Consider the following 24,813-nt stretch of genomic DNA (forward strand, 5'->3'; position numbering starts at 1 on the left):
TTTCTTCTTATAACCGAAGTGGCTTTTTGTTTTCATCAAGTGTAAAGCCCTCACCAATCACGTCTTGAACATCATTGACTGTCACAAAAGCATGAGGATCAATACGTTCAACCAGCGTCTTTAAACGAATTAATTCATTTCGACCAACTACACAGTATAGAACTTCTTTTTCACTTCCTGTAAAACTTCCTTTTCCCCTTAAAAAGGTTGCTCCTCTGTCCATTTCACTTAAAATGGCATGTGCAATTTCTGGTACTTTATCTGATATAATAAATGAAGCTTTTGCTGAATAAGCGCCTTGTTGGATGAAATCAATCACTCTTGTTGCAACAAAAACAGCAAGAAGGGTATACATCGCTTCACGGTAGTTTAAATAGATTAAGGATGAAGCGATAACGAGAGCATCGTAGAGAAACATTGTTTTACCCATGCTCCAGCCTAAATATTTAAAGCCGAGTTTGGCGATGATATCCACACCTCCTGTTGTTCCACCATAGCGAAAAACAATTCCAAGACCAACTCCAATAAAAACGCCAGCAAAAAGAGCAGCCAGAGTCATATCGTCACGAAGAGGGATATCTATCACTTCATAACGTTGAAAGAGCTCGAGAAAAACAGAAACACCGATTGTACCGATGATCGTGTAAATAAATGTTGTGCGGCCGAGTATTTTCCAGCCGATAAAAAATAGCGGAATATTTAATACAAGGTTCGAAATAGCGGGATTGATGGAAAAAATAAAATAGAGGATGAGGGTAATCCCAGTAAAACCACCATCAGCTAAATTATTTTCCATATTAAAATAGACGAGACCAAATGCTAAAATCGCAGAACCTAATAAGATAAACAGGATGTTTTTTATTTTCACTTGGTGTGCCATTAGATCCTCCTTTTTCAATTACATGAAAAAAATAGAATTGAAAGTCATGCTTATTATATAGAAAATGTTTTTTTTCAGCAAACCGACGTTTTGCATTTGTCAAAATCCGAACTATTCGCTAACATGGATGAGAAGGAATGTGAGGTGGGGATGTTGAATGATAAATCGTTAAAAGAAATGCAAGAACGAGTTGATGCTTATATTGGTCAATTTAAAGAGGGGTACTTTAGCCCGCTTGCTCTACTTGCTCGTATGACGGAAGAGGTAGGAGAGTTAGCACGTGAGGTCAACCATTTTTATGGTGAGAAACCGAAGAAATCAAGTGAAGAAGAACGGTCGATGGAACAAGAGATGGGCGATGTTTTATTTGTGCTGATCTGCTTTGCGAATTCATTACATATTGATTTAGAAGAGGCGTTTGACCTCGTTATGAACAAATTTGAAACCCGCGATAAAAATCGTTGGACAAGAATAGAAGAAGAAGGTGTCGGAGATGAATAAAGTCAAAATTGTTATTGCTGGACCGCGTGGTAATATGGGAAAAGAAGCTGTGAAAATGGTAGCAAAGACAGAGCAGTTTGAGTTAGTTGCTGTTGTAGATTCTAAGCACGAAGGTATGAAGCTTGAAGATCTTGAAGGTTTTTCAGGACTAGGACTGGATGTGCCAATTTATACGGATATGACAGCATGTTTTACTGAACATAATGCGGATGTTTTAATTGATTTGACGGCTCCAGCATATGGAAGGAAGCATATGGAAATTGCTTTTGAACATGGTGTTCGTCCTGTTGTGGGAACGACTGGTTTTTCAGAAGAAGATATCACAAGCTTGCGTACTCTTGCTGAGAAAAAGGGACTTGGTGCAATTATCGCCCCTAACTTTGCGATCGGTGCGATTTTAATGATGAAATTTGCGCAAATGGCTGCAAATTACTTACCAGATGTTGAAATTATCGAGCGACATCATGATCGGAAGCTTGATGCCCCGTCCGGTACAGCTGTCAAAACAGCTGAATTGATTGCTCAAGTACGTGAGGCGAAACAGCAAGGGCATCCTGATGAAAGAGAAGATATGGCTGGAGCGCGCGGTGCAGACTTTGAAGGGATGAAAATCCATAGTGTTCGATTACCTGGACTTGTTGCTCATCAAGAGGTTATTTTTGGTGGTATCGGTCAGACGCTAACAATTCGTCATGATTCGATTGACCGTACGTCGTTTATGCCTGGAGTGAAATTAGCAGTAGAAACGGTTTTAAAGCTTGATACGCTCGTATATGGATTAGAGCATATTATCGAATAAAGGGAGAGAAGCCGGATGAGAATAGCTTTAATTGCGCATGACAAAAAGAAAGAAGATATGGTGCAATTTGCAATGGCTTATGAAGCGATTTTAGCCGATCATGAGTTATATGGTACAGGAACAACAGGAACGAAAATCATGGAAGCAACGAATCTTTCTGTGACAAGGTTCAAATCAGGACCTCTTGGTGGCGATCAACAAATTGGAGCGCTCGTAGCTGAGAATAAATTTGATTTGATTTTATTTTTCCGTGATCCATTAACAGCTCAGCCCCATGAGCCAGATGTAACGGCACTTGTACGGCTTTGTGACCTTCGGCAAGTGCCTCTTGCGACCAACCTTGGAACAGCAGAAATTTTGATTAAGGGTTTGGAACGTGGCGACTTCGCATGGCGTGAACCAGACAAAGCTGAGGGCGAATAAGATGAAGCTTGATATTTTAGCATTTGGTGCTCATCCTGATGATGTGGAAATTGGGATGGGCGCTACACTTGCCAAATATGCAGCAGAAGGCTATCGTGTAGGTATTTGTGATTTAACAAAAGCAGAATTATCCTCTAATGGCACGGTTGCGATACGTCAAGAAGAAGCAAAAAAAGCAGCTGATATTCTTGGCTTAGCAGAGCGGATTCAGCTCGATTTTCCTGATCGCGGTTTAACAAGGGTGATATCAGAACAATTAGCTGAGCTTGTTTCCATTATTCGAAAATATGAGCCGACGCTTGTATTCTCACCGTATCATGTGGATCGCCATCCCGATCATGGTGCCTGTACGGGGCTTGTAAAGGAAGCTGTTTTTAATGCGGGGATTCGTAAATACCGCTGCAAACTCGATCTTCCTGCTTTTCGTCCTGATAATGTCCATTATTATTTTATCAATGGTTACGAGCATCCTGATTTTGTGATTCCAGTCTCAGAGTTTATGGAAAAGAAAAAACAAGCCTTACTCGCTTATCAAAGTCAATTTGTCAAAAGTGAGCAATCTGTTGAAACACCGCTTACCAATGGCTATATTCCTATGGTAGAAGCGAGAGAGAGATTATTTGGAAAAGATATCGGGGTTGAGTACGCAGAAGGATTTATGACCTCGAAAACGATGGTCGTTTCTGATTTATTTGCTGGAGGAAAACGACGATGAAGAAATTAAAAATTGGGATTAGCTGTTACCCGACTGTTGGTGGCTCAGGGGTGATTGCGACGGAACTTGGAAAACTTCTAGCTGAGCGGGGACATGAGGTGCACTTTATTACATCCAGTGTCCCGTTTCGTCTTGATCGCGTCTACCCGAATATTTATTATCACGAGGTTGAAGTGAATCAATACTCTGTCTTTCAGTACCCTCCTTATGATTTAACGCTCGCTAGTAAAATGGCAGAAGTAGCAAAAAGACAAAAGCTTGATCTTATTCACGTTCATTATGCTGTTCCACATGCGATTTGTGCCATTTTAGCAAAGCAGATGCTTGGGAATGATTTGAAAATCATGACGACTTTGCACGGAACGGATATAACAGTTTTAGGATATGATCCTTCACTAAAGGATATTATTCGTTTTGGGATCGAACAATCAGACCTTGTTACAGCTGTTTCTGACGATTTAGTCAGACAAACATGTGAACTTCTTCAAACAGACAAAGCGATTGAAACGGTTTATAATTTTATCGATGAGCGAGTCTATACGAAGCTTGAAGTCGATGATTTAAAGAAACATTATCACATAGAAGAAGACGAACGTGTGCTTATTCATATTTCGAATTTCCGTCCAGTAAAACGTGTGCCCGATGTCGTTCGTAGCTTTGCCAAAATTGTAGAAAAAGTGAAAGCAAAACTGTTATTGATCGGTAATGGGCCTGATTTAGAAATAGCAAGACAATTAGTAAAGGAGCTTCAAATCGAAGACAAGGTATTGATGCTAGGGAATCAAAAGCATATTGCCGAGCTTCTTTCAATGAGTGATCTCATGCTTTTAGTTAGTGAAAAGGAAAGCTTTGGTCTTGTTGCTTTAGAGGCAATGGCGTGCGGTGTCCCTGTGATTGGTACACAAGCAGGTGGAATTCCAGAGGTTGTCGTCGACGGTGAAACTGGCTACTTATGTAAAATTGGCGATGTCGATTGTATAGCAGAAAAAGCCATTGATCTACTGACAGATGATCATCGTCATGAAACGTTTTCTCTCAAGGGGAGAAAGCGTGTTAAAGAAGTCTTCTGTTCATCGTTGATTGTAGCTGAATATGAGAGACTGTATTACGAGATGCTTGGTGATTCAAAAGTGAAATGAGGAAGTGCAATGTCTGTGGTTTGGAACGAAGCGAGAAAAGTCATACATATATTGAAGCAAAATAATCATAACGCATATATCGTAGGGGGAGCTGTTCGTGATTGGTTATTGCAGCGTGAAATAGCTGATGTGGACATCGTGACAACCGCAACAGCCGAAGAAGTGCAATCTCTTTTTTCAAAAACGTTCCGAATGAACAATCAGCATCAAACAGTCATTGTTCGCTCCAATCTCGAGCATTTCGAGGTGACTACGATTCGTGGGCAGTCGATTGAAGACGATCTTCATTTGCGTGATTTGACGATTAATAGTATTGCTATAGATGATCAAAATGAGCTTTTTGATCCGACGGGGGGAGAGGTCGACTTACGAGCAGGTCGGTTAAGAGCCTCTAACCCTGCTGATCGGATGGGTGAAGATCCCTTGAGAATGCTTCGTGTCTACCGTTTCGTAAGTGAACTTGGTTTTGACATTGATACATCCTTAAAAGAAGCGATTCTACATAATAGAGAAGCGATTCAAAAAGTGGCTGTCGAGAGAGTCGTTAAAGAGTGGGTGAAGCTCATAAAAGGGAAGCAGTGTAACCTTGCATTAACTGGAATGGTGGAGACAAAATTATACTCTTTTATTCCAGGTCTTTCATTAACTAAGGATTCACTTATGCAGCTGAAAAAGTTGCCTCCTTTGCATGAAGAATCAGACCTCATTTGCTGGACGCTCTTTTGTCTTTGTTCAAATTATGTAGATGATATGCCGTTAAAGCGCCTTGCTCTTTCCAATGAGCTTCTGCGTGGCATTCGTGCTAGACTTCATTTTTTTGAGAAAAGGAAAATGCAGTCTTGGCTACCGTTAGCTTTATATGAAGCAACGCTTGATGTCGCTCTTGATGTCGAGAGGCTCAGGGAGTTATGTGGCCTTCCGTCTTATTCTTTTGAAGAATTATCGCGTCTTTGGGATGAGCTTCCGATTCACGATAAATCAGAGCTCGCCATTACTGGACGTGATTTATTACAATCAGTAAAGCGTCCTGGACCATGGGTGAAGGAGGAGCTTAGGTTAGCAGAAGTCGCTGTTGTGACAAAGGAGCTTACAAATGAGAAAACTGTGTTATTACAAGCACTTGAAAGGAGGAGAGCTGAGCGATGAAAGAAAAATTATTGAAAATTTTTGAAGAGCATCAAGGAGAATTTGTTTCTGGTGAAAAAATTAGTCAGCAGCTTGGTTGTTCGAGAACGGCGATCTGGAAGCATATTGATGAGCTTCGAAAAAGTGGCTATGAAATTGAATCAGCGACGCGAAAAGGCTATCGGATGGTCAGTAAAGGGGACGGGATAAAGCCCCATGAGGTGAAATCGAAGCTAAAAACAGAAAGAATCGGTCGTGAGCAAACGTATTTTGATGCAACCGAATCAACGCAAATAATTGCTCATAAGCTTGCACAGGACGGAGCTTATGAAGGTCATGTTGTGATCGCGAACGAACAAACGGCTGGAAAAGGTCGTCTTGGGCGAAAATGGCATTCGCGTTCTGGTACAAGCATTTCGATGAGTATCATATTGCGTCCGAATCTTCCACCGCATCAAGCTCCGCAGTTGACATTACTAACAGCTGTCGCAGTTGTTCGAGCTATTAAGCAAGAAGTGGGGATCCATTGTCAGATCAAATGGCCAAATGATATTTTAATTAATGGCAAGAAGCTTGTTGGAATTTTAACGGAAATGCAAGCTGAGACGGACCGAGTTCAATCGGTTATTATTGGAATTGGCATTAATGTAAATCAACAAGCTAATGAAATGGCACCTGATATTCGCGAAATCGCCACATCTCTAGCGATTGAAAAAGGAGAAGGAATAGAGCGGGCTCGGCTTATCGCAGCGATATTTCAAGAATTTGAACAATTATATGATCTCTATTTAGAATCTGGATTTTCAGCAATACGGCCGCTATGGGAAGCAGAAGCAATCAGCGTAGGTACATATTTGTATGCGAGAACGATGCACGAGGTCATTTTTGGCTATGCGAAGGGAATTACAGACGAAGGCATTCTGTTACTCGTCGATGAAAATGGGAAAACTCATCATATTTATTCAGCAGATATCGAAATTGCTACCCAACCGTAAGTGATTTCTGTTATACTTTTTTTGTAATGGGCGGTATCCAATTAATTGGAGCTGCACCGAATCTTTAAAAAGTAAATGAATAACAGATCTGCCTTGATCTATATCGGACTAGGACAGAGGGATTTCAAAACACAGACGTCAATTTCTATCATTTTCATGTAGAGAAATTGAATATTTTCGTATGCACATCCTTCTTTTCATTTTGAAAGAGGGATTTTTATGTCGAATCAGAAAGAAACTGCGAATTCTATCTGAGTGTGTAATGAAGCCCTCCTCTAAAATAAGGGGGAAATGAAGTGAAGACAACATCAGGTTTACTAAGGATGAAACAAAAGAAAGAAAAGATCACGATGATGACTGCTTATGATGCGCCAGCAGCGCGATTGGTGGAGGAAGCTGGTATGGATATGATTCTTGTCGGCGATTCGCTGGGCATGGTCGTACTTGGATATGACTCTACGATCCCTGTTACGGTTGACGATATGATTATGCACACAAAAGCTGTTCGTCGCGGTGCGAAAGATACGTTTATCGTCTGTGATCTACCATTTCTTTCTTACCATACGGATTTAAAAGAAACGTTTCATTATGCGAAACGAATCATGCAAGAGGCAGGAGCAAATGCTGTGAAGCTAGAAGGTGCTGGTGAAGTCGTTGAGACGATTGCCAAACTGACCTCAGCTGGTGTTCCAGTTATGGGCCATTTAGGCTTAACACCTCAATCGGTAGCTGTGCTAGGTGGGTACCGTGTTCAAGGGAGGAATGCCAGCGAAGCGAAGCAATTGATTGCCGATGCGAAGGCGCTAGAAGCAGCAGGAGTGTTCGCGATTGTCGTAGAATGTGTACCTGAACAAGTCGGGGCCCTACTAGCTGAATCCTGTCAAGTTCCGATAATTGGTATTGGGGCGGGTGTTGATACAGATGGACAGGTGCTTGTTTATCATGATGTTCTTGGTTATGGCGACGTTCATGTACCAAAGTTTGTTAAAAGCTATGCACATTTATCTCCTATTATTTTAGAAGCAATGAAATCATATGTAAAAGAAGTAAAAGAGCGTGAATTCCCTGCACCAGAACATCAATTTACAATGGATGAAAAGGAACTAAAGGGCTTATACGGGGGAGAGAGCTCATGAAAATAATTGAAACGATTCAAGCGATTCGAAAAGAAGTCAAGCAAGCAAAAAAGGAAGACAAGTCAATTGGCTTCGTACCAACGATGGGCTATTTACATGAAGGGCATTTAAGCTTGATTTCAGAAGCTAGAAAAAAACATGATCTAGTTATTATCAGTATTTTCGTGAACCCTCTACAATTTGGACCGAACGAAGATTTTGAACGCTATCCACGTGATTTTGAGCGTGATGAAAGGCTTGCTCGAAAGGCAGGAGCAGATGTGATTTTTTATCCATCTGTAACGGAGATGTATCCGAAAGAAACACCAATGACCATCCGCGTGACAAAGGGTGTAGATGTTTTATGTGGGGCGAGTCGACCTGGTCATTTTGACGGGGTTGCTACAGTTGTCATGAAGCTGTTTCAACTTGTTCAGCCTGATGAAGCGTTTTTTGGCCAGAAAGACGCCCAGCAAGTAGCAATCATCATGAATATGGTTGAAACCTTTGATATACCAGTAACAATTGTAGCTTGTCCAACGATACGTGAGGAAGATGGACTAGCAAAAAGCTCAAGAAATGTCTATTTGACGGAGGATGAACGTGAGGAAGCCCCGTTTTTATATGAAACATTGCAATATGGTGTGAAGCTTATTCGATCTGGTGAGTATAATCGGCAAACGGTCATTCACAAAATGCTTGCAAAATTAGAAGGGGGCAGTGGGACTGTTGATTATTTAGACATCTTTTTGTACCCTAGCTTAGAAAAAGTCGAAGAGCTATCAGGGCAAATCATTTTGGCGATTGCCTATCAGTATAAGCATGCTCGTTTAATCGACAATCTTATCATGAAGGTAGATCAGTAAAGAGGAGGAGTCGAATATGTTTCGAACAATGATGAAAGCGAAAATTCACCGGGCGCGTGTGACAGAATCAAACTTAAATTATGTAGGTAGCATTACGATAGATGAAGATATTATGGATGCCGTTGATATTGCAGAAAATGAAAAGGTGCAAATTGTTAATAATAACAATGGTGCCCGTTTTGAAACATATGTCATTAAAGGGCCTCGCGGAAGCAACGTATTTTGCCTAAACGGGGCGGCTGCAAGACTTGTACAAGAAGGCGATGTTGTCATTGTTATTTCTTACGCATTAGTTGCTGAGGAAAAGGTAAAAGATCACCATCCAAAAGTGGCGATCATGGACGAAAATAATCAAATTGTTGAAATGTTACGTACTGAGCCAGCTTCTACCGTCTTGTAGTTTGCATATTCCCCTCCTTCTCGTTAAACACTTTGATTAAGGTGTAAACCTGGAGGAGGGGTTTTTTTGAATGATTGGCTTACGTCATGGCATGCCATTTATCAAAAGACAAAAACACAATGGCCACTAATGACTGCTCATAATCAAGAAAAGCATTTACGTTATTTAGAAGAGATAGCTGGAGTTCTTATTGACCAGTGGAGTGAATTAGATGAGATGCTTAATCATCTTAGAGTAGATAAGGAGCAACTTGATTCATTGGTTGATTATCACTCCGTTGGGACGGTTTATTATCAATTAGAGATGTTTGGCCAAGCCGCTGATTTGTTAGCTACAGAAAAAACAATTGGTGTGCAAGACGAGTTACGTCAATTGTATGTAGGATTTGCTTGTTTATTTTCCAATCGCTTACAAAAAGCGAAGGAAACATTTTTATATCTGATTCAAGTTAGTCAACATTTCTATATAAAACACTTTGCATTTGTCGGTCTCGGCTGTGTTCATACTCGTCTCATGCGGATAGAGGATGCAATTGAGGCATTCGAAAATGCAAAGCGACTTACCACAACGAACGATGTCGTGTATAATTTAGGCGTATGTTATTTTGCGATCGAAGCTTTTCATCTTGCCGAGCCTTATTTGGTCGATTATTTAAGACAGGTTCCAGATGACGGACAAGCGTTATTTTTACTTGGCTGCTGTCAATGGGAAAATGGAGCGATCGATGCGGCATGGACATCGTGGCTGACAAGTGTGAACTTACTCGATTCTGTACATGCTTTGCTCGCTTTAGCGTATGTATGCGAATGGCATGGACATCATCAGGCTGCGATTCACTGTTACAAGCGAATCCAAACAAAAGATCACGATCAAGGAAATATTCTTCACGCAATAGCATGGAATTATGCATTATTAGAAGATAAAACAAATGCAATCAAAACGTTTCGTGAGGCTCTCAGGATTGATCCAAGGAATGTTAATATCCAAAAATCCCTTTTCTGGTTAAGCGAATATTGGCCAGAGCTTTATGCGGAGTTACGTGTTTAATTAGTGTTGTTTGAATAATAGAGGTGGAAGTATGAGTTTAGGCTTGAATGAACGATATGTTGTTGTAGATGTTGAAACGACTGGTCACGCTGTTTCAAAAGGTGATCGAGTGATTCAAATAGGGGCAGTTGTCATTGAAGATGGCAAAATCATTGAATCCTTTTCTTCTTTTGTGAATCCTGGTAAGCCCATTCCAGCTTTTATTGAAGAATTGACAGGGATTACAGATGAAACGGTTGCTGATGCCCCTTCTTTTCATGAAATGATTCCAGTATTGCTAAATTTGCTAGAAGGTGGTGCCTTCGTAGCGCATAATGTGCATTTTGATCGTTCATTTTTAGCGAGTCAGTTAGAGCTTGAAGGATATGAGTTTCCAAAGATGCCTCTATTTGATACCGTAGAGTTAGCGCGAATTTTAATGCCGCAGCAAGAAAGCTACAAGCTGGGTCAGTTAGCTGAGCAATTGGGATTTGATCATGACAGGCCACATCAAGCTGATAGTGATGCGGAAGTAACAGCAACGTTATTTATCGCTTTATTACATAAATTAAAACAGTTACCATTGTTAACCTTACAGCAGCTTGCTTTAATGTCACGCAAATTTAAAAGTGACTTAGAGCCACTTTTGCAAACCTTTATCCAAGAAAAACTTGAAGCAGGCGTAGATGATACTAAGTCATACGATTGTTACAGGCAACTAGCGCTAAAGAAAAGTGAGCAAAAAGAAGAGGATGAGCGTAAACAGGCTGAGCAAGCTCTTACGTTTGCAGAATATGCTGATTCATTATTTGAGGACGGGAAAATGAAGTCAGCTTTTAATCACTACGAGCTTCGTCTCGGTCAACAGCAAATGATGAAAGAAGTAGATGAGGCTTTTCAAGAATCTGAGCATAAAATGATTGAAGCGGGGACAGGTACTGGAAAATCCCTAGCTTATTTAATCCCAGCCGCTTTTTATGCTCATTCAAAAAAGGAGTCTGTTGTCATTAGTACACAGACAATTCCATTACAGGAGCAGCTACTCGCGCGTGACTTACCATTGTTACAAAAAATGCTGCCTTTTAACGTCAAAGTGGCACTGCTTAAAGGAAGAAGTCATTACTTATGCTTGCGTAAGTTTGAACAGTCGCTCAAAACGATTGCCACAGATAGTTATGATGTCCTTTTGACAAAAGCTTTATTACTTATTTGGCTAACAGAAACGGATCACGGGGATATTGAAGAATTAAATCTGCCTTCTGGGGGACGAGGATTTTGGTATGAGGTTCAAAGCGATGCGGCATCGGACTTAGGGCGTTTCAGTCCATGGTTTTCTAGATGTTTTTACCACAGAGCAAGACGTAGAGCTCAAGAGGCTCACTTAATTATTACGAACCATGCTCTTTTGTGTACGGATCTTGTTCATGAGCAAAGGCTACTACCTGCTTATACCCATGCAGTTATAGATGAAGCGCATCATCTTGAAGAAACCGCTAGTGATCATTTAGGAGAACATACGGACTACCTTACTTTTTCTTATTTATTTCAACGTCTTGGTTTAAATCAAGAAGGCGGTGTGCTAGAACATTTGTATCGATTAGTAACAGATCACAATGTTGAAACACGAATCTCACCAAAACAATTAGATGAGCAGTGTCTTAAGACGAAAGAAGAAGTAGATGAGCTTTTTCGCATGCTGAATAGTTTTGTGATGCAAACAAGGAAAAAGAGTTCAACTGATATTGGCCGTATTAGCTATCGATACGAAAGCTATAATGAGAAAGGTTCAATATGGCAGGCGATTCTTGAATGTGCGATGCGTGTTCATATGCAGGCAAAAGACTTCATTGCAATATTTCGTGAGCTAGTACAGCCCTTAGTTGAGAAAAAGGACGAGTTGTCATATAGTGACCGTGGCTTTATTGCCGATGTAGAACGGATGATCCATTCACTATATGAACAAGAGCAAACACTATATCGTTTATTACTGGAATATGATCCGAATGTCGTCTATTGGATTGAAGTCGAGCCAAAGGGTGCTAAAAATGCAACGTACCTTTATAGTAAGCCAATTGATGTTTCAGATTTACTTGCTGATAAATTTTTTATGAAGAAAAAAAGTGTGATCTTAACGTCAGCGACCTTATCTGTCAACGGGACATTTACTTACCAAGAAAAACGCTTAGGTTTAACTGATTTCGGCGCCAAGCAGTGTGTGATCCCATCACCTTTTTCTTATCATGATCAAGTGAGGCTCCTTCTGCCATCAGATTTACCAAACATTAAAGACGTTTCAGATGATGAATTTGCAGTAGAGGTTGCGGTGAAATTATGGCGAATGGCAGAGATATCGAGTGGGAAAATGCTCGTTTTATTTACGTCCTACGAAATGTTGAAGCAAGTTTATCAGCATGTGAAAGATTTTAATGAGTTTGGTTCGTTGCACTTAATTGGCCAAGGGGTCACAAGTGGAAGCCGAGCGAAATTAATGAAAATGTTCAAACAAAGTGAGCATGCTATTTTGTTTGGGACAAGTAGCTTCTGGGAAGGGATTGATTTACCAGGCGATCAATTAAAGACACTTGTTATTGTTCGTCTGCCGTTTTCACCTCCTGATCAGCCGTTACTTGCCGCACAATATGAAAAGGCTAAGGAAGAAGGACGTAATCCATTCATGGAAATTTCTTTGCCACAAGCCATTATCAGGTTTAAGCAAGGCTTTGGCCGTTTAATTCGGACGACACAAGATAAGGGATGTGTGTTTGTGTTTGACCGACGCATTTCGACGACGCGTTATGGAAAACAGTTTATTCGTTCATTACCAGATGTTCCTGTCCATGAGGGAAAGCTTGAAACATTACTTGAGAAGTTTAACGATTACTTATAATCGATAACATAACCTATCGTCTCCTAACGTAAACTAAGCTGAGATTTCGAAGCTGGAGGGAATACGATATGCGTATAAGTCTAGTCGGACTAGTATGCTTTTTTGTTTTGGCAACAATGCTTGGCTGTGAAGTTCAAGAGGTAATGACGACAATCGAGGAGGAACAAGCTGAGCTCCATCTTCAATTGGATGATGATGAGATTGGTTTTGTGTTTCTTGACTTACCAAATGGTGAGGCGACCTATATTGATATACCCGAAAAAGAGTCGATTCTGATCGGTACTGGAGCAAAAGACTCATGGGAATCCTTACGTTTGCGCTTAAAAAAGCTTGCCATCACCTCAATAGACACGATCGTCCTACCGAGATTTGAATCTGAGTATAGTGCAAATACTGAGAAGCTTATTGCCCAATATAATGTCAAAACCGTTGTTGTACCAATTCAAGGCCAAAAACAGGCTCAAGAACTTTTACAAAAAGATAATGTAGAGATCATAAGCTGGAAAAATGATCAATCGTACGAACTGTCTGACCATTTTCAGGTAAAAACCGTTTCAAGTGAAGTGTCTCTAATACCGATGTTATCTTTTATGATTATGGTTCATGATACACACTCCTTTTTCTTTGCTGCAGAGGCGAGTGAGACGATCGAAGAAAAATGGTTGGAAAAGGGGCTACCTGCTGTTGAAGTGTTAAAGGTTGCTGAGTTCGGAACTGGAAATGGCACAACTGAATCGTTTTTAAGTAAAATCGATCCACAGGTCGCCATTCTTTTTTCAAAACAGAATGCAAAGCCTAGTAGTCAATTATTAGAACGCCTTCAAGAGACATGGATTGATACGTATGAAACGAGTCAAAATGGTTCTGTTATCATAAAAGCAAATAAAGATGATTATCAACTCGTTACAGTGCGATTTCAAGATTTGGATTCGTAGCAGTAAGTATGAAAAGGATGGTGAAATCGTGACGATTTTAGTCAAAGATGCAACAATTGTAACGATGAATAGAGATAAACCACTAATTAAACATGGATATGCTTTTGTGAAGGATGGTCAATTTGAACAGGTAACAGAAGGTGATCCGTCGGCTGAATGGCTATCTAAGGCAGAGCGCGTGATTTCGGCAAAGGGCAAATGGATGCTTCCTGGTTTAGTTAATACACATGGTCATACAGGCATGGCATTGCTTAGAGGACATTCTGATGATTTACCATTACACCGCTGGTTAGAAGAGAAAATGTGGCCATTTGAAGCGAAGCAAGACCAAAAAGCTGTCAAGGCAGGTCGTGCATTAGCCCTTGTTGAAATGATTCAGTCTGGGACAACGACTTTTTTAGAAATGTATCATCTTTTTATGGATGATTTTGCAGAAATGATTGAAAAAGTCGGAATGCGCGCAACATTAATGCGTTCGATGATTGGTTTATGTTCAAAGGAGGAACAGGAAACAAAGCTAAAAGAGGCTGTCTCCTTTGCAAAAACATGGCATAAACAAGCAAACGGGCGAATTCAGACGATGCTTGCTCCCCACGCACCGTATACGTGTCCACCTCCGTTTATTTCTCGGATTGTTGAGGAGGCAAAGCAATTAGACTTACCTGTTCATATGCACCTTGCGGAAACAAAAAAAGAAGTCGATGATCACAGGCAGCAATATGGCTTTCACCCGTTAGAGCATTTAGAACAAATAAATGTATTAAGTGCTGTACCGTGGTTGTTTGCTCATGGAGTCCATATGCCTAAAAGGGAAATCGAACGACTTTCTTTATATGATACGGCCATTAGCTATAATCCTAAGAGTAATTTAAAACTTGGCTCAGGCATTGCGCCAATCCATGACATGCATGAAAAAGGGATTACAATTGGATTTGGAACAGATAGTGTAGCCTCTAACAATACACTTGATTTATTTGAGGAAATGAGGCTCGGCAATTTGGTGCAAAAAGGCATTAATCAGGATTCAACGTTAATGCCAGCAGCTTTAACTCTAGAGTTTGCCACAATAAATGGAGCTAAAGCGTTACGATTTGCGGATATTGGAGAAATAAACATCGGTCAGCAAGCTGATTTTATTTTACTTGATGCGGACAAGGCTCACTTACAGCCTGATATTCACGTACAATCACATCTTGTATATGCCGCAAAAGGATCTGATGTGACTGATGTGTATGTACAAGGAAAGCCTTTAATGGAGCAATCAACACTGTTAACATTAGACGAAGAGAAAATACGCTTTGAAGCGAAAGAACAGTATCAACGTATCTGCAAGCTTACGTAGTGTAGAGGAAAATGTTCTGCACTGGGCTTGTGCAGAACATCGATTGAGGTGTGAGTAGGATTGATGTTAAATATCATTGTTATACAGCCTAATCTTTGCGTTCTAATTGGAAAACAGTAGGGAACATCGTTTGGTGAATCGAAAGTGGTAAAACTTGATGCCAAATGAAGCCATCTCTGCGAAGTAAAGCAACTTCCTCTTTATCTTGTTGAAACCTACAGGCAATATGATTAGTCTCGTTTGTGTGTAACAAAAGTACGCCTCCTTTCTTTTGGCGTACTTATAGTATCGCCCCAAGTGCTCTTATTATAATTAGTAATACTTGTTGATCAAGGAAGTACCTAATGTGAATGGAGGAATGATTGATGGATCAAAAAATGGAAGTATTATCAACTGTTCGTGTTCAAAAAGCTGCAGAACTTTATAAAATTGTTGACTCATTAAATCGGACATTAAAAGAGCAGGACTTAATGTTTGGACTTTCACTTGATGAGACAGACCAAGAAAAAATGGTCTTCACCATTTATCGGACGTAATCAAGATGAAGAAATGGCTTTTTATTTCACTCTTCGTTGTGGCTGTTATATTTATCAGTGCGAGTGTGTTCGCTTATCAAACGGTCCGAAGCCCATTATTGAACGGTTTTGAGCAAGCCGAGCAATTTGTAAGGGACCAAACCTTACTAGCAACAATAAGCGATATTGATTATTATCATGGAACAACTGCTTATTATGTGCTTCAAGGAGAGAATCAAGCTGGGGAAGAGACAATCGTTTGGATTCGAGATGACTTTGATTCTTATCATATAGAACTTAGCTCGGATGGTATTTCAGAAGATGAAGCGTTAGCGATTTGGCAAAACGAAGTAAATGATATTTCGCGATTGAAATCAATTCGGCTCGGTATTGAGCGAGGTATTCCTATCTATGAAGTCGTTTATACAACAGTACAAAACAGTAAAGGGTATTATTATATACGATTTGAAGATGGAGAATTTGTGAAAAGATATCAATTACGGGCAAATTAATTAAAAATGAACGAATAAATTTTTGTCTATTCAGAATTGACACTTGAATGATTAATGCACACACACTATAGTAGAATATATGAAAAGATTTTGGAGGGACAATAGTCATGAAACTAGCTAAGAGAGTATCGACACTAACACCATCTTCTACGCTTGCTATTACAGCAAAAGCGAAGGAGCTAAAAGAACAAGGGCATGATGTGATTGGTTTAGGAGCTGGTGAGCCAGACTTTAATACACCTCAGTACATAATTGATGCAGCTGTACGTTCTATGGAAGAGGGCCACACAAAATATACGCCATCTGCTGGTTTACCTAAGTTAAAAGAAGCGATTATTGGTAAATTCAAACAAGATCAAGGAATCACTTACACTCCTGCAGAAATTATTGTAGGATCTGGTGCTAAGCATATTCTTTACACATTATTTCAAGCGATTTTAGATGAAGGCGATGAAGTCATCATCCCAACGCCTTATTGGGTGAGCTATCCAGAGCAAGTGAAGCTTGCAGACGGAGAGCCAGTATATATTGAAGGTCTTGAAGCTAATGGCTTTAAAGTAACAGCTGAACAATTAGAATCAGCGATTAACGAGAAGACAAAAGCGTTCATTTTGAATTCACCAAGTAATCCTACAGGTGCAATGTATACAGATGAAGAGCTTCGCGAACTTGGTGAAGTGTGTATCAAGCATGATGTATTAATTGTGTCCGATGAAATTTATGAAAAGCTTGTCTACGAGGGAGCAACTCACACGTCAGTTGCAGAATTATCACCTGAGTTAAAAGCACAAACAATTGTCGTCAATGGTGTTTCGAAATCGCATTCAATGACTGGTTGGAGAATTGGGTATGCAGCTGGTAATGCAGAGATCATTAAAGCGATGACAAATCTTGCTAGCCATTCAACATCTAATCCAACGACAACAGCTCAATACGGTACAATTGCTGCTTACACAGTAGATGATGGTTCTGTTGAAACGATGCGTGCAGCGTTTGAAGAGCGCTTAAATGGTATCTTTGAAAAGCTTGTGTCTATTCCAGGTGTAACGTGCGTGAAACCTAAAGGTGCATTTTATTTGTTCCCGAATGTTAGCGAAGCTGTGAAATTAAATGGCTACGATAACGTCGATGCATGGGTAGAAGCTATTTTAGAAGAGGAAAAGGTTGCGCTTGTACCAGGATCAGGATTTGGCGCACCTGATAATGTTCGCCTTTCTTATGCAACATCATTTGAGGCATTAGAGGAAGCATTAACTCGAGTAGAGCGTTTTGTACGTGCAAAATTAAAATAATTGATTAAGACGTACGCTTGCTTGGCGTGCGTCTTTTTCTTGGCAGGAAAACGAGTTGGTATTGTCAAATGTTTCTGTGAATTCGGGATTTACGACATGGCGTTGACTTCAAAAAAAGCAGAAGGGTATAATGAATCATGTTATCGATAGGGTGATTTATTATACTTTCATAATGTTAAAAGGTGTGAAGGATTGATTGAAAAACCACTTCAGTACTGTATGGAGATGTTAGTACGTTTATCCAAGAGGAAATGGATTAGAGAGTGGTACTATGGTTTTTACAACTAAAGGGCGGTAAAAAGCCTAGTTTTTTATTGGAGGGAATAGAGTGAAAACAACGATTGCAAAAGTTGGTCAATTTGTAGACCAAGAAGTTACGATAGGCGCTTGGCTTGCTGGTAAGCGTTCAAGTGGGAAAATTGCTTTTTTACAATTGCGTGATGGAACAGGATTCATCCAAGGGGTTGTCGTCAAAGCTGAGGTCGGCGATGATATTTTCCAACAAGCGAAAAATGTAACACAAGAAAGCTCATTATACGTTACAGGTGTTGTTCGCGCCGAGGAACGTGCACCATCTGGATTTGAATTAACGGTGACAAAGGTCGAGGTTCTACACGTTGCCGTAGATTACCCAATTACACCGAAAGAACACGGCACCGAATTTTTAATGGATCATCGCCACTTATGGTTACGTTCGAAGCGTCAACACGCTGTCATGAAAATTAGAAATGAAATTATTCGTGCAACATATGAATTTTTCAATGATAATGACTTTGTGAAAGTGGATCCACCAATTTTAACAGGTAGTGCGCCAGAAGGTACATCTGAGCTTTTTGCAACTAAGTATTTTGATGAGGATGCCTATTTGTCACAAAGCGGTCAGTTATACATGGAAGCTGCTGCTATGGCGTTAGGACGTGTCTTTTCTTTTGGTCCAACCTTCCGTGCAGAAAAATCAAAAACACGTCGTCATTTAATTGAATTTTGGATGATCGAACCAGAAATGGCTTTCGTGGAATTTGAAGAAAACCTTGAAATCCAAGAACAGTTTGTCTCCTATATTGTCCAATCTGTCCTCAAAAATTGTGCACTTGAGCTAAAGACTCTTGGTCGAGATACATCTAAGCTTGAAAACATTAAAGCGCCATTCCCGCGCATTACGTATGATGATGCGATCACATTTTTACAAGAGAAGGGCTTCGGCGATATTTCTTGGGGTGATGACTTTGGAGCTCCACATGAAACAGCGATTGCTGAGCATTATGACAAGCCAGTGTTCATTACAAAATACCCAACGTCATTAAAACCATTTTATATGCAGCCTGATGAAAGTCGTGAGGAAGTCGTATTATGTGCAGACCTCATTGCTCCAGAAGGATATGGAGAAATTATTGGTGGTTCACAGCGTATTCATGATGATCACCTGTTAAAACAAAGAATTGAAGAACATAAATTATCGCAAGACGCATATCAATGGTATTTGGATTTACGAAAGTACGGATCTGTTCCACATTCTGGTTTTGGTTTAGGTCTTGAACGTACAGTCGCATGGATATCTGGTGTTGAACATGTTCGGGAAACCATTCCATTCCCGCGTCTGCTTAACCGCCTATATCCTTAATACATTTATTTCATAAAGGGTGACTCATAATCAAAGTTTTTGCCCACTAGTTTCCATGATGATGCAAAGGATTCTAGTTAGGTTTAAAACTATTTAGAGTCATCTTTTTCTATTTTGAACTGATGAAAAGAAAACGACGATTACACAGTTGCGTGTTATACTAATAGGTAGAGGTGTTTGAAGATGGAACAGGAACAGAAGCTATTACTTCAATGGACGACACAACGACAGCTATCGATCCCAACAATCCTTTTGAAGCATTACAAAGAGATTGGATTAAAAGAAGATGAACTTGTTGCTCTTCTGCATGTTCAATCTTTTATCGAACAAGGTAATGGATTTCCAACACCAGAGTTGTTAAGTGAGCGAATGACGCACACGCATAGTGATTGTGCTGATATGTTTGGTCGACTTGTTCGAAATCGCTTTTTATCATTAGAAAAAAAGTGGGATGAACAAGGCATTTTATATGAATATTTAACCCTTGAGCCATTATGGTTAAAATTAATTCAGCTTTTAAAAGGGGAAGAAGTGCAAGCGAAGGAACAAGAAAAGCATGTTCAGGAAGGGCAATTATTTAAGCGATTTGAAGAAGAATTTGCCCGGCCTCTTTCACCAATTGAAGCCGAAACGCTTTCGATGTGGCTTGACCAAGATCATCATTCCCCAGCTTTAATTATGGCAGCTCTTCGCGAAGCTGTTGTTTCAGCCAAATTAAATTTCCGATACATTGATCGCATTTTATTTGAATGGAAACGAAATGGTGTGAAAAGTCTCGATCAAGCTAAAGCACATGGTGAAAAGTTTCGAAAATATAATCAACCACAAAAAGTTGAACAAAAGCAGCGAGCCAGACGAGAATCATACCCTGGCTTTAGCTGGCTAGAACAGTCGTAAAGTATCTAAGGAGAGAGTTAGTAGCATGATGTCAAAGAAGCAAACAATGGAAGCACTCGATGTAATTGCTAGCATGTATCCAGATGCTGAGTGTGAGCTAACACATGAGAATCCGTTTGAGCTATTGATTGCTGTTGTATTATCAGCACAATGTACGGATGCGCTTGTCAATAAAGTAACACCAGGATTATTTGCCAAATATAAAAAACCAGAAGATTATGTAGTTGTTCCACTTGAAGAATTAGAGCAAGATATTCGTTCTATTGGTCTTTTTCGAAGTAAAGCGAAAAACATTAAAAAGCTTTCGCAATCGTTAATTGAGCTGCATAATGGAGAAGTACCAAAAACGAGAGAAGAACTCGTTGAACTAGCTGGGGTTGGACGAAAGACAGCGAATGTAGTGACCTCTGTAGCCTTTAACATACCAGCGATTGCTGTTGATACCCATGTTGAACGAGTTTCTAAAAGACTAGGTATTTGCAGGTGGAAAGATAGCGTCATGGAAGTGGAAAAAACATTAATGAAAAAAATTCCTGAAGAGCGTTGGTCAGATGCTCATCATCAGCTGATTTTTTTTGGTCGATATCATTGTAAGGCTCAGTCGCCGCGCTGTGAAACGTGTCCACTACTTGAAATGTGCCGTGAAGGGCAGAAGCGGATGAAAGCCAGAGTGAAAGGATGAATATTCACATTCCTGACTCATTTAGGTTTGCGCCGTTTTATCAGACAAAGACTGTTTTTATCGACATGACAGTTTGTTCTTTTCCAACGATATTACGGTATATTCCCTTTTATTATGAATTGACAGATGAGCTATCACCTTGGCAACAGAAACATTTATACGTTCCTTCCTTGTTTGATTTATGGAAGGACGAAGAACAAAAGCTCGCTGTTCATTATCGAAATCGTAATCCCCAAGCAGCAAAAGGTCTGATGATCGCTATGATTGCTGTTTATCTTAATACGCTTTTTTGGAGTCACGATAAACCAGTTCCTTCTTTAAGCAGAGCTACAATGCTTGAGGAACTTGAGTTTAAGCCGATCAACTGCGAGGAGAGATTATTCTTTCTCCTTGCAGCTCCAGAAAAATATGCAACGTACGTTCAACTGAAAGCGCTTTTTACAGAACAAGAAAAAATATTTGCAAAAATGCTTATATTAGAACAAAAAAGACGTCAAACAAATGATTAGGTGGTGGTAAGGATGGCTATTAAATATCTTGAAAAAGAAACTAAGGTAGTGGAGCTTACGGAAAAAGAGCTTGAAAGAGCGGAAATTGTTGAAGAAAAACGAAAAGGACACACCTTTCAAGTGGCATTTTGTGGTCATTTTTCTGCAGGGAAGTCGACAATTTTAAATCATTTACTTGGAGCAGAGATGCTGCCAACAAGTCCGATTCCAACGAGTGCCAATATTATTGGTATTCAAAACGGAGATCTTGGCTTAACTGTTCATTCGATAGATGGATCAGAGAAAAACTGGGAAGGTGAAATTCCTTGGGAACGAGTAAGAGAATGGGGGATGAATGGAGGAGAAATTGCTTCCCTTATGATCCAAGCACCTCTTCCATTTTTAGGTGAGGAAAGTGTGATCTATGACACACCTGGTGTTGATTCAACAGACCCAACGCATCAAGCAGTAACACTTGAAGCTTTATACACAACAGACTTTATCGTCTATGTGATGGATTATAATCATGTGCAATCTGAAACGAATTTAACGTTTTTAAAACAGCTATCAGATGAAAAGAAGCCACTTTATTTAATTATCAATCAAGTTGACAAGCATGATGAAAAGGAGCTTTCGTTTGAAGCATTTGATCAGTCAGTACGCGATACGTTCGCGTCTTGGGGCATTAACATTTTAAAGCTTTGCTATACAAGTATGAAAATGCGAGATCACAAGTTAAATCAACTTGCTGAATTTGAGCGAGATATGAAAGCGATGCTTTATCATGGAGCTGAGCTACTTCCTTATGCGAAACAACGCTTGCAGCAGGGCTATTATTTAAGTATTGTTCACCGTCTTATTGAGGATAAAGAAGATGAGATTGACGGCGTAAAAGAAAAAATGAAAGGAGAAGGACATGATCTTCTTCAACTGGATAAAAGGGAAGAAGTGGCTCAAGCATATGAACATGCTCTAAAAGCAAAGCACCTTTTTGAAGAGTCTTTCGAGACTGAGTGGAAGAAGGTTACAAAAGATGTGACAATTTTTCCTTATACTACGACAGAGCTTGCCAGAGTTTGGCTTGAAAGTATGGCACCTAATTTTAAAGTAGGATTGTTTTTTTCTAAAAAGAAAACGGCTGAGGAGCAAGAAAGAAGACTGAATCTTCTAATGGAGGAAGTGGAAGATAAAGTGAAAAGTCAGCTTGAATTTCATCTCCATCGTCTCTTTCAGTCTTATGATTTTACGTTGCTTACGAACAGAGAGCAAGTTGAGCAGGAAATCGAACAATTCCATTTAAAGCTAAAGCCTGCTTTCTTTATAGAAGCTGTTCAAACAGGACCTAAAAATCGTGAATATGTTTATACATATACGAAGGATCGTACGGCAGCTATAGTGAGAGATTTACGTCAAAAAGCTGCAACTATTATTACTTTAATGACAAAAGGGATGGAGGCTCATTGGGAGAAAAATCAAATCAAATTACAGCAAGAGCTCCAACAGCTACAGGAAATTGATACATATGTGCAAGAAATGAAAGAAATTGAGCAAATCTATTCAAATGTAACAGATCAATTTCTAGAAAAAGCACGTCAATTTCAAGATGCTGGTGGATATGAGCGTGTATTGATAGAATCGATGCAAAAGGAAATTCCAGTATTTGATCAAGTTTCGATATTTGCAGGGATTACGTTACCAACAGAAACAGTGATAGATACAAACTGGGATAATGATTTTTCGAAGTCAGATGACCAATTTGATGAAAAAGAGGCACAAGCTTGGGTCAAACGTTTATCTGAGTTGCTTGATCAATACCGTAATGATGAGCGCCTGCAACATGAACGAACTGAGTTAATAAAGAGAAAAGAAAGATTTGAACAGCAAACGTTTACAATTTCTCTATTTGGTGCATTTAGTGCTGGTAAATCTAGCTTTGCTAATGCTCTGCTTGGAGATGATGTTCTTCCTGTTTCGCCACACCCAACAACGGCAACAGTAAACACGGTTAAGCACTCAGAAGAAGGGCATCGCTCTCATACAGCTATTGTTAAAGTGAAGACAAGAGCTCAATTAGATCAAGAAATACAAGTTGTAGCCGAGCAACTGGACTTGAAGCTGACAATTGATAGCCTAGGAGGATGGAAAGCTGATCCGAAGTCAGCAACGACAAGCTGGCAAAAAACGTATCAAGCTTATTTAACAACGTTAAAGGATAGTTTGGCTACAACAACGAGAGAGCTAGGTTCAAGCTTCGAGGTTGAGCTTAACGAGCTTCAACCATTTGTTGCTAATGAACACAACGCTTGTTTAATTGAGCAAGTAACACTTTATTATGACTGTCCATTAACGGAAAAAGGAATTGTTTTAGTCGATACTCCTGGTGTGAATTCGATCCATGGACGCCATACAAATGTGGCTTTCAAGCAGCTGCGTGATTCGGATGCGATCTTTTATTTAAGTTACTATAATCATGCATTTTCGAAAGCGGATCAAACATTCCTTTCGCAAATGGCAAAGGTTAACGAAGGCTTCCGTACCGACAAGCTTTATTTCATTTTAAATGCAGCGGATTTAGCAAGCAGTGAACTTGAATTAAATGGCGTGAGAAAGCATGTCTATGACCAGCTTGTTCAATGTGGAATTGATCAGCCGAGACTTTATCCGTTATCAAGTAAAAAAGGTCTAAAAGGGAAACAAGCTGGAGAAGATGAGGATTTGTTATTTGTGACCTTTGAGCGTGCATTTTATGAGCAAACAATTTCAGAATTGAAACGTTTAAGCTATGAATTGCTCCGAGAAGAAGCAAAACGTTATGAATTAACGCTGGCAAATGGAGTGGAGTATGCTACAGGTGAAGAGTCAACAAAGCAAGAGAAGCGGATTAAATTAGAAGAAAACGTTCAGGCATGGAAAAGGAAAGTAAGTGAACTAAAACCTTTAACGGCTTATCAAATGAGCAGTCAAGAAGTGACTCAGCTGTTTTTATATTTACGTGAACGTATGCGTTATGTGTTAGGTGATCGTTTTCAAGATGCTGTCAATGTCACAACAGTAGTTGGCGCTAGTAAACGTGCTCAGCAACAAGCGTTATTGTCAGCATTAAAAGAATGGCGAAGTGAAGCCGAGCATTTCCTCCAACAGGAAATTCAAGCAACCTTTGTCCGAATTGAATTAGCGTTGTCCCGAGCAATTGATGAGTGGGTGGCAGAGACAGTTAATGCTATTCGCGAGGATTTCCCAGCATTCTCACATTCGTTTGAACAACCAGAGTATGGATTAAAAATGGATGTATCCAATCGTTTCCTACCTCTTGCACCAGAGGACTATGCAGCAACGTTCCAATCGCTTAAATCTTTCTTTGAACAACAGCAAGTAAGAAAATTGAAAAATGAGCTTGTTGAGAAGGGAACAGAACTCGCAAGTAGTAGCCTTAGAGAATTGGAAAAAAATACACTAGTACAATTAGAAACGGTCTTTGAAGATGTGATTCAAGTAGCGAAAGCGACATTTAATGAAGCACTTGAAAGAGAAATTGAGCGTTTTGATACGTTAATGGATCCAAAAAATCATCAAGCTCTTAAGCAAGAGTACAGTGAGATGCAAGAGCTTTTGCATTAAAAGGTATAAACAAACACCCCCCGATGACTGGATCGGGGGG

General features: G+C 39.8%; 24 protein-coding genes. 22 read left to right on the forward strand and 2 right to left on the reverse strand.

The annotated features are described in order from the left end of the window. Window positions 1–7: 7 nt before the first annotated feature. Entirely contained in the window at window positions 8–880 is an 873-nt protein-coding gene (locus tag IQ10_RS02905; RefSeq protein ID WP_144448994.1) for a YitT family protein, read from the reverse strand. 150 nt (window positions 881–1,030) lie between these two features. On the opposite strand from IQ10_RS02905, the gene IQ10_RS02910 reads away from it, so the two are divergent. The 14 genes from IQ10_RS02910 to IQ10_RS02975 all read left to right on the forward strand — a co-directional run bounded on the left by IQ10_RS02910 (window position 1,031) and on the right by IQ10_RS02975 (window position 15,148). Further along, window positions 1,031–1,381 carry a nucleotide pyrophosphohydrolase gene (locus tag IQ10_RS02910; RefSeq protein WP_144449417.1) on the forward strand — a complete coding sequence of 117 codons (351 nt, stop codon included), beginning with the start codon at window positions 1,031–1,033 and terminating at the stop codon, window positions 1,379–1,381. Continuing rightward, window positions 1,374–2,180, forward strand: coding sequence for a 4-hydroxy-tetrahydrodipicolinate reductase (gene dapB / locus IQ10_RS02915; RefSeq protein WP_144448995.1), 807 nt, complete (start codon window positions 1,374–1,376; stop codon window positions 2,178–2,180). The genes IQ10_RS02910 and dapB overlap by 8 nt, the downstream gene beginning before the upstream one ends. A gap of 15 nt (window positions 2,181–2,195) precedes the next feature. Beyond that, window positions 2,196–2,603 carry a methylglyoxal synthase gene (locus IQ10_RS02920; protein WP_144448996.1) on the forward strand — a complete coding sequence of 136 codons (408 nt, stop codon included), beginning with the start codon at window positions 2,196–2,198 and terminating at the stop codon, window positions 2,601–2,603. A gap of 1 nt (window position 2,604) precedes the next feature. Then, a complete protein-coding gene (bshB1, locus tag IQ10_RS02925; protein WP_144448997.1) occupies window positions 2,605–3,318 on the forward strand; it encodes a bacillithiol biosynthesis deacetylase BshB1 in 714 nt (237 codons plus the stop codon). Further along, entirely contained in the window at window positions 3,315–4,457 is a 1,143-nt protein-coding gene (gene bshA, locus IQ10_RS02930) for an N-acetyl-alpha-D-glucosaminyl L-malate synthase BshA (protein ID WP_144448998.1), read from the forward strand. Before bshB1 ends, bshA begins: the two co-directional genes overlap by 4 nt. A 9-nt stretch (window positions 4,458–4,466) precedes the next feature. After that, window positions 4,467–5,603, forward strand: coding sequence for a CCA tRNA nucleotidyltransferase (locus IQ10_RS02935; RefSeq protein ID WP_144448999.1), 1,137 nt, complete (start codon window positions 4,467–4,469; stop codon window positions 5,601–5,603). Next, window positions 5,600–6,577 carry a biotin--[acetyl-CoA-carboxylase] ligase gene (locus IQ10_RS02940; RefSeq protein WP_144449000.1) on the forward strand — a complete coding sequence of 326 codons (978 nt, stop codon included), beginning with the start codon at window positions 5,600–5,602 and terminating at the stop codon, window positions 6,575–6,577. The genes IQ10_RS02935 and IQ10_RS02940 overlap by 4 nt, the downstream gene beginning before the upstream one ends. A gap of 296 nt (window positions 6,578–6,873) precedes the next feature. After that, complete coding sequence (gene panB / locus IQ10_RS02945) at window positions 6,874–7,713, forward strand: 3-methyl-2-oxobutanoate hydroxymethyltransferase (RefSeq protein WP_144449001.1); 840 nt, start codon at window positions 6,874–6,876, stop codon at window positions 7,711–7,713. Then, window positions 7,710–8,558 carry a pantoate--beta-alanine ligase gene (gene panC / locus IQ10_RS02950; RefSeq protein ID WP_144449002.1) on the forward strand — a complete coding sequence of 283 codons (849 nt, stop codon included), beginning with the start codon at window positions 7,710–7,712 and terminating at the stop codon, window positions 8,556–8,558. The genes panB and panC overlap by 4 nt, the downstream gene beginning before the upstream one ends. A gap of 16 nt (window positions 8,559–8,574) precedes the next feature. Continuing rightward, complete coding sequence (gene panD / locus IQ10_RS02955) at window positions 8,575–8,958, forward strand: aspartate 1-decarboxylase (protein WP_144449003.1); 384 nt, start codon at window positions 8,575–8,577, stop codon at window positions 8,956–8,958. Between the two features lie 66 nt (window positions 8,959–9,024). Continuing rightward, window positions 9,025–10,005, forward strand: a complete 981-nt coding sequence (locus tag IQ10_RS02960; RefSeq protein WP_144449004.1) for a tetratricopeptide repeat protein — start codon at window positions 9,025–9,027, stop codon at window positions 10,003–10,005. Window positions 10,006–10,036: 31 nt separating this feature from the next. Continuing rightward, window positions 10,037–12,871, forward strand: coding sequence for an ATP-dependent DNA helicase DinG (dinG, locus tag IQ10_RS02965; protein WP_242009700.1), 2,835 nt, complete (start codon window positions 10,037–10,039; stop codon window positions 12,869–12,871). A gap of 68 nt (window positions 12,872–12,939) precedes the next feature. Further along, complete coding sequence (locus IQ10_RS02970; RefSeq protein WP_144449005.1) at window positions 12,940–13,806, forward strand: ComEC/Rec2 family competence protein; 867 nt, start codon at window positions 12,940–12,942, stop codon at window positions 13,804–13,806. 28 nt (window positions 13,807–13,834) lie between these two features. Next, window positions 13,835–15,148 (forward strand): amidohydrolase, encoded by a 1,314-nt coding sequence (locus IQ10_RS02975; RefSeq protein WP_144449006.1) that lies wholly within the window; start codon window positions 13,835–13,837, stop codon window positions 15,146–15,148. 88 nt (window positions 15,149–15,236) lie between these two features. On the opposite strand, the gene IQ10_RS17945 is transcribed toward IQ10_RS02975, so the two are convergent. Further along, a complete protein-coding gene (locus tag IQ10_RS17945; RefSeq protein WP_158639970.1) occupies window positions 15,237–15,401 on the reverse strand; it encodes a hypothetical protein in 165 nt (54 codons plus the stop codon). Window positions 15,402–15,513: 112 nt separating this feature from the next. Here IQ10_RS17945 and IQ10_RS02980 point away from each other — a divergent pair, with 112 nt between their 5' ends. From IQ10_RS02980 to IQ10_RS03015, 8 genes are all read left to right on the forward strand, one after another. Next, on the forward strand, window positions 15,514–15,684 hold the full coding sequence (locus IQ10_RS02980; RefSeq protein WP_144449007.1) for a YpmA family protein: 171 nt from the start codon (window positions 15,514–15,516) through the stop codon (window positions 15,682–15,684). Window positions 15,685–15,689: 5 nt separating this feature from the next. Beyond that, complete coding sequence (locus IQ10_RS02985) at window positions 15,690–16,175, forward strand: cell wall elongation regulator TseB-like domain-containing protein (protein ID WP_144449008.1); 486 nt, start codon at window positions 15,690–15,692, stop codon at window positions 16,173–16,175. A 107-nt stretch (window positions 16,176–16,282) separates the two neighbouring features. Continuing rightward, window positions 16,283–17,467 carry a pyridoxal phosphate-dependent aminotransferase gene (locus IQ10_RS02990; RefSeq protein ID WP_144449009.1) on the forward strand — a complete coding sequence of 395 codons (1,185 nt, stop codon included), beginning with the start codon at window positions 16,283–16,285 and terminating at the stop codon, window positions 17,465–17,467. Between the two features lie 328 nt (window positions 17,468–17,795). Next, the gene (asnS, locus tag IQ10_RS02995) at window positions 17,796–19,088 is read left to right on the forward strand and encodes an asparagine--tRNA ligase (RefSeq protein WP_144449010.1); all 1,293 of its coding nucleotides are present in this window, start codon (window positions 17,796–17,798) and stop codon (window positions 19,086–19,088) included. A gap of 183 nt (window positions 19,089–19,271) precedes the next feature. After that, window positions 19,272–19,985, forward strand: coding sequence for a DnaD domain-containing protein (locus tag IQ10_RS03000; protein ID WP_144449011.1), 714 nt, complete (start codon window positions 19,272–19,274; stop codon window positions 19,983–19,985). 25 nt (window positions 19,986–20,010) lie between these two features. After that, on the forward strand, window positions 20,011–20,667 hold the full coding sequence (gene nth, locus IQ10_RS03005; RefSeq protein ID WP_144449012.1) for an endonuclease III: 657 nt from the start codon (window positions 20,011–20,013) through the stop codon (window positions 20,665–20,667). Then, window positions 20,664–21,176: a YpoC family protein gene (locus tag IQ10_RS03010; RefSeq protein WP_144449013.1), complete on the forward strand. Its 513-nt coding sequence runs from the start codon at window positions 20,664–20,666 to the stop codon at window positions 21,174–21,176. Before nth ends, IQ10_RS03010 begins: the two co-directional genes overlap by 4 nt. Window positions 21,177–21,188: 12 nt before the next feature. Continuing rightward, window positions 21,189–24,773: a dynamin family protein gene (locus IQ10_RS03015; RefSeq protein WP_144449014.1), complete on the forward strand. Its 3,585-nt coding sequence runs from the start codon at window positions 21,189–21,191 to the stop codon at window positions 24,771–24,773. Window positions 24,774–24,813 lie beyond the last annotated feature (40 nt).

The sequence above is a fragment of the Halalkalibacter nanhaiisediminis genome (assembly GCF_007830185.1).
Classification (GTDB): Bacteria; Bacillota; Bacilli; order Bacillales; family Bacillaceae_D; genus Halalkalibacter; species Halalkalibacter nanhaiisediminis.

Excerpts from the sequence above, each read along its gene's own strand:
- IQ10_RS02905 (WP_144448994.1), bottom strand. The coding sequence starts at position 880 with ATGGCACACCAAGTGAAAATAAAAAACATCCTGTTTATCTTATTAGGT.
- IQ10_RS02910 (WP_144449417.1), top strand. The coding sequence starts at position 1,031 with ATGTTGAATGATAAATCGTTAAAAGAAATGCAAGAACGAGTTGATGCT.
- dapB (WP_144448995.1), top strand. The coding sequence starts at position 1,374 with ATGAATAAAGTCAAAATTGTTATTGCTGGACCGCGTGGTAATATGGGA.
- IQ10_RS02920 (WP_144448996.1), top strand. The coding sequence starts at position 2,196 with ATGAGAATAGCTTTAATTGCGCATGACAAAAAGAAAGAAGATATGGTG.
- bshB1 (WP_144448997.1), top strand. The coding sequence starts at position 2,605 with ATGAAGCTTGATATTTTAGCATTTGGTGCTCATCCTGATGATGTGGAA.
- bshA (WP_144448998.1), top strand. The coding sequence starts at position 3,315 with ATGAAGAAATTAAAAATTGGGATTAGCTGTTACCCGACTGTTGGTGGC.
- IQ10_RS02935 (WP_144448999.1), top strand. The coding sequence starts at position 4,467 with ATGTCTGTGGTTTGGAACGAAGCGAGAAAAGTCATACATATATTGAAG.
- IQ10_RS02940 (WP_144449000.1), top strand. The coding sequence starts at position 5,600 with ATGAAAGAAAAATTATTGAAAATTTTTGAAGAGCATCAAGGAGAATTT.
- panC (WP_144449002.1), top strand. The coding sequence starts at position 7,710 with ATGAAAATAATTGAAACGATTCAAGCGATTCGAAAAGAAGTCAAGCAA.
- panD (WP_144449003.1), top strand. The coding sequence starts at position 8,575 with ATGTTTCGAACAATGATGAAAGCGAAAATTCACCGGGCGCGTGTGACA.
- dinG (WP_242009700.1), top strand. The coding sequence starts at position 10,037 with ATGAGTTTAGGCTTGAATGAACGATATGTTGTTGTAGATGTTGAAACG.
- IQ10_RS02970 (WP_144449005.1), top strand. The coding sequence starts at position 12,940 with ATGCGTATAAGTCTAGTCGGACTAGTATGCTTTTTTGTTTTGGCAACA.
- IQ10_RS02980 (WP_144449007.1), top strand. The coding sequence starts at position 15,514 with ATGGATCAAAAAATGGAAGTATTATCAACTGTTCGTGTTCAAAAAGCT.
- IQ10_RS02985 (WP_144449008.1), top strand. The coding sequence starts at position 15,690 with ATGAAGAAATGGCTTTTTATTTCACTCTTCGTTGTGGCTGTTATATTT.
- IQ10_RS02990 (WP_144449009.1), top strand. The coding sequence starts at position 16,283 with ATGAAACTAGCTAAGAGAGTATCGACACTAACACCATCTTCTACGCTT.
- IQ10_RS03000 (WP_144449011.1), top strand. The coding sequence starts at position 19,272 with ATGGAACAGGAACAGAAGCTATTACTTCAATGGACGACACAACGACAG.
- nth (WP_144449012.1), top strand. The coding sequence starts at position 20,011 with ATGATGTCAAAGAAGCAAACAATGGAAGCACTCGATGTAATTGCTAGC.
- IQ10_RS03010 (WP_144449013.1), top strand. The coding sequence starts at position 20,664 with ATGAATATTCACATTCCTGACTCATTTAGGTTTGCGCCGTTTTATCAG.
- IQ10_RS03015 (WP_144449014.1), top strand. The coding sequence starts at position 21,189 with ATGGCTATTAAATATCTTGAAAAAGAAACTAAGGTAGTGGAGCTTACG.